The following is a 3,896-nucleotide window of genomic DNA, read 5'->3' as shown; positions in this document are numbered from 1 at the left end:
GTGTTTGGGAAAGCGCAAAGGCCGTTGCCACGGATTAGAGCACCGTGAGGCTCGTCGTAAAACGTGGGGTAGAATGACACGGGCACGTCGTGGAAACGCTGTCCTGGCGCATTCTTGCGCGAATTTAAACGGCCATTTCGCCAGAAATGGCTATAAACGCGATTTAAGGGCGGTTAGGGGGAAAGGGTCGTTTAGGGTGGGAAAGCGCCTCCAGGAGCCGCCGGCGCCGGTTGTATGGGGGCGTAAACCTGGGGAGCTCAGCGCCGTTTGGCTTTCAATAAGCCCTTGGCCGGGTTGAAGTCCACGTCCAGCCGGGGCGGTATCCAAATGAGCTGCCCGGTCTTGGGGTGGCGGACATGGCGTCCTGGGCGTGTCTTCTTAGCGAAGGAACCGAAGTCTTTAAAGTAAACCCACTCGCCTTTCTGCAGGCTGGCTGTCATCCTGGCCAGCATCGAGTCCAGGATCGCGGCCGCGTCCACCTGGGAAAGGAAGAACTCTTTGGCTATCGCCTTAGCGAGCTGGCTCTGCGTCATTTGCGTTTACGCTTGGGGTTTTCATGCGCGGAGATCCATTCCAGTATGTTCTTGGAGATCTTCCCAAGGTCGGTGGGGTTGTGCTTTATGACATGGGCGGCGGTCTGGTCCCAGGTGAGGTCGGTCTTCTTAAGATACTTCTCAACCGCGGCGGCTACGTCCACCTTCATGACCGTGTTGCGCTTGGCAGCTTTAGCCAGGGCGACGGCTTCAACTATAACGGCTTCAAGCACGGCGTCGAAGTCGGCGATAAGCTTACTGACCGCCGCCGCCTGGGTGCGCATCTTCTTGGCTTTGGTGATGTAGGCTTTTACCGTCGTGGTCTTGATGATTCCTGTTTTAGCGGGCATGGGCGGCCTCCGTCTCGGGGTGGGTAAGTTTAAAGATGATCAGGTCCTTGATGGCCTGGTTGAGGTTCTTCATCTCGTAGATCTTGAGGGCTTCCTCGTTGCCGCCTATCACCGGCAGCATGACTTCCTTTAGTTTCTCGGTCAGCCGGGCGGTGGCGATGGCTTCGGCTTCGAGGCCGTAGAGCTTCTTCTTGCCGCTCGGCAGATCCTCGACCAGGTACTTCTGGTTTTTGTAGTGCCGGGCTTCCACATCGGCGAGCCACTTCTTGTTTTTGGCTTCCATGTCGGCGCCGGCGCGGATGGGGTAGCGGGCCAGCAGGATTTCCTCGGGCGTGAGCATGTCCGGGTTTATCAGGTCGTAGACCTTAGTATTTTTAATCTTGTAGTGCCGGAGGTTGTTTATGAAAGCGTCCCGGATTATCCAGCCCGAGGGGTCGAAGTCCACGATGCTGTAGAGATAGAAGGACCGCTTGAGGTTAAACTTCGCGCTGCCGGCCGCGGCCTGCAGGCTGAAGAGCTTGGGCCGGTCGACCAGCTGCGGACCGGACTTCGCCTTTTTGAGATCGTCCACGAAGTACTCGATGTTCATCACTGAGGGCTGGCCGCCCAGGGCGATGGCCGAGACGTTGTACTGCTGGTGCAGCTCGGTCAGGTAGTTGAAGTGGCCAAGCTTCTCGGAGAAGGGAATTATGTTGGCGTTCACGCCGATGCGCTTGTTGGCCTCGTTCTCGTCCCGGAAGCCGATGTCTTTGTAGGCCATGAGGGTGAAGTCCTTCACCATGGCGACGATGTTCTCGGTGAGCTGCTTGTACTGGTCGGTCTCCTGGGAGAGCGCGCCCGCCCGGGCGAGCGTGGACTTTATGTACATGTACCAGTAGGTGCGGACCAGCTCGTGGAATTCTTTCTCGCCGGCGGCGACGCGCTCTTTCATCTGCCAGACCAGGTTGCGCATGAGCCGGGACACATTAACAGGGTAGGCCGGGCTGGAACCTGCAGCCTTGAAGTTCTTTATGAGCCAGTCTTTATCCTGGTCGTGAATGAGGACGTCGTAGTGGCGGATGCCGGCTTTCCGGAGGCGTTCTGCGAGTGATGGTGGCATAGATTTGAGTATATAACCAAATATGGCTGTTTAACAACCTTTTTAAGCCTGAAACGGGCTAACGGCGCGTTTCAGGGGGCATTTATGGACTCGCTGTGGAAGGCCAAATCATGCCCTATTATTGGTACTCGGTTTAGGGCTTCCGGGGGACTTATCCATTATATTTTTGCCGCCAGCGCGGCTAACCGCTCATTTCAGGCGCTGCCTTTGCGAGCCCTAGGACGGTTGCCTCTATGAGGGCGTCAAAGATTGTGAAGCTCTCTGGCTTCCTTCTTCATTCGCTTTATGCCTTTAGGGCTAAGCTTACCCGCCTTAAACGCGGCTATACGGCTTTTCTGAGCACCTGTCCTATACTTCTTATGCAGATACATTGGGTTAGTTACACGTTGTCCCATGCTGCCTCCTTAGTCAGGAATCTTTAACTTCAATACTTACGTGTTATATTGGCTTCAGGGCTTTCTTGAACACCTTGTTCCTTATTCTTTTATCTCGTCATCTGCGCTTGTCCATTTATAACTTAGCTTTATTGATTTCGAATCTGTTGCTGCACCATCAATATACGTCGAGAAACTGGCCTGTGATCCAGGTTTAAACTCGTCTCGCCCTATAAATGATTCTCCGTCGCCCAGAGCCGCGCCTTTTTCATCGGTAATACTTATTTTTAATTTCATGAAATGGTATGTCTTCTCACTATTATTTTTCACTACCCCGCGTATCAGAATAGAATTACTTGCATCACTCCAATCCCATTTGATCATTTCTATATCTTTCTTCTCGTTGGATATTTGCTCCTTGGTTACTTTCTGCGCCACCACTTTTGAATTCTCCACAAGAGTGGTTTTATCCGTCCAGCCGGAAAGCCTTACCTTTAACCAATCATCTTGTTCTTCAAGGATAGATACCTCAACTTTTTTCCTCACACTACAATATTGCTTTCCGGATTTTTTATCGGCCTGGTCAAGCAGCTCTACTTCTTCTTTAGTGATAGCTGTTTTTATCCCGGCAATTGTCTTTTTTTGTGATCCTATTTTACTTTTTTCCACCCAGCCATCCGCTACAACTTTATAATAGTTTTCTTTTTCGTCTACGACAGGCACGGTATTTTTAACATTTATATTAGCTATTACCTGTTCCATGTCCTCATTATAAACCGTTGCGGCCATTACCCCCGGGATATAAAATATTGTTCCTTTCTCCACCGTTTTAGCGGTGCAGGTATTCCCCAGCATTAAAAAAAGCACCAACCCCGCGATTACACCGATTTTGTTCTCCATAAGATTCTCCTTACCCATCCGATTACTTTTCAATGAAGACTATTTTTATTTTACCGCCACAAGCGGTTGCCCGGTACGGCCTGGTGCCGGCGTTTATATAATCCGCGAAAGCTTTTGCGGTGGCGGTCGCGGTCTGGCCGGGCTTCAGCGCCAGCGGGATGTTCCAGCCGGCAACGTGGTTGATGGTGCCGTCTGGCCGCATATAGCGGAAGATCGAGAGCCACAGGTTAATAGTGCCGTCTATGCCGGTACCGCTCTTGCCGGTGGCTGAGCCGGAGATCTCCGCGCGGCCGGAGATGCCGCCAATGGTCACTTTGTCGGCTGTGACCTTGATCTTCTGGGTTTTATCGTAAGAGGCGGCATCCAGGGAGGCGCCTTTGGCAAGTTCGAGCTCGGGGTTATACGTTTTGGCTTTCTTTGGTTTCATATTCCCCCTATCCTACCGTATTCCCCCCTTCTTCCAGGCAACCACCCTAAAGGTATGGCCTTCGGGTGCAAAAGGTATGGGGAGGCGGTGACAACGGCTGCTTTTCTGGTTCCCCTGGAACGAAGTTACTAACAATCACCGCCTGCCTACTACTTGTCTTCTATTTGCTCTTAATTATTTGTATATATAGACGGTTACAAGTTTGAAGTGGGG

5 protein-coding genes are annotated in these 3,896 nt (G+C 52.1%); all 5 read right to left on the bottom strand.

Annotation, left to right across the window (positions count from 1 at the left end; genetic code table 11):
* Positions 1–257 precede the first annotated feature (257 nt).
* On the bottom strand, positions 258–533 hold the full coding sequence (locus WC600_18865) for an HU family DNA-binding protein (GenBank protein ID MFA4904792.1): 276 nt from the start codon (positions 531–533) through the stop codon (positions 258–260).
* On the bottom strand, positions 530–883 hold the full coding sequence (locus WC600_18860; protein MFA4904791.1) for a hypothetical protein: 354 nt from the start codon (positions 881–883) through the stop codon (positions 530–532). The genes WC600_18865 and WC600_18860 overlap by 4 nt, the downstream gene beginning before the upstream one ends.
* On the bottom strand, positions 873–1,982 hold the full coding sequence (locus WC600_18855) for a hypothetical protein (protein ID MFA4904790.1): 1,110 nt from the start codon (positions 1,980–1,982) through the stop codon (positions 873–875). The genes WC600_18860 and WC600_18855 overlap by 11 nt, the downstream gene beginning before the upstream one ends.
* 476 nt (positions 1,983–2,458) lie before the next feature.
* Positions 2,459–3,256 (bottom strand): hypothetical protein, encoded by a 798-nt coding sequence (locus tag WC600_18850; GenBank protein ID MFA4904789.1) that lies wholly within the window; start codon positions 3,254–3,256, stop codon positions 2,459–2,461.
* A 22-nt stretch (positions 3,257–3,278) separates the two neighbouring features.
* On the bottom strand, positions 3,279–3,683 hold the full coding sequence (locus WC600_18845; protein MFA4904788.1) for a hypothetical protein: 405 nt from the start codon (positions 3,681–3,683) through the stop codon (positions 3,279–3,281).
* Positions 3,684–3,896: the final 213 nt, after the last annotated feature.

The organism is Desulfobaccales bacterium (assembly GCA_041648175.1).
Taxonomy (GTDB): Bacteria; Desulfobacterota; Desulfobaccia; order Desulfobaccales; family 0-14-0-80-60-11; genus 0-14-0-80-60-11.
Note: the sequence above shows the minus strand (reverse complement) of the source record. Positions and strands in the feature narration are given on the sequence as shown.

What these genes read in the sequence shown, in the direction of transcription:
- WC600_18845 (MFA4904788.1), bottom strand. Translation starts at nt 3,683, where the DNA reads ATGAAACCAAAGAAAGCCAAAACGTATAACCCCGAGCTCGAACTTGCC.
- WC600_18855 (MFA4904790.1), bottom strand. Translation starts at nt 1,982, where the DNA reads ATGCCACCATCACTCGCAGAACGCCTCCGGAAAGCCGGCATCCGCCAC.
- WC600_18860 (MFA4904791.1), bottom strand. Translation starts at nt 883, where the DNA reads ATGCCCGCTAAAACAGGAATCATCAAGACCACGACGGTAAAAGCCTAC.
- WC600_18850 (MFA4904789.1), bottom strand. Translation starts at nt 3,256, where the DNA reads ATGGAGAACAAAATCGGTGTAATCGCGGGGTTGGTGCTTTTTTTAATG.
- WC600_18865 (MFA4904792.1), bottom strand. Translation starts at nt 533, where the DNA reads ATGACGCAGAGCCAGCTCGCTAAGGCGATAGCCAAAGAGTTCTTCCTT.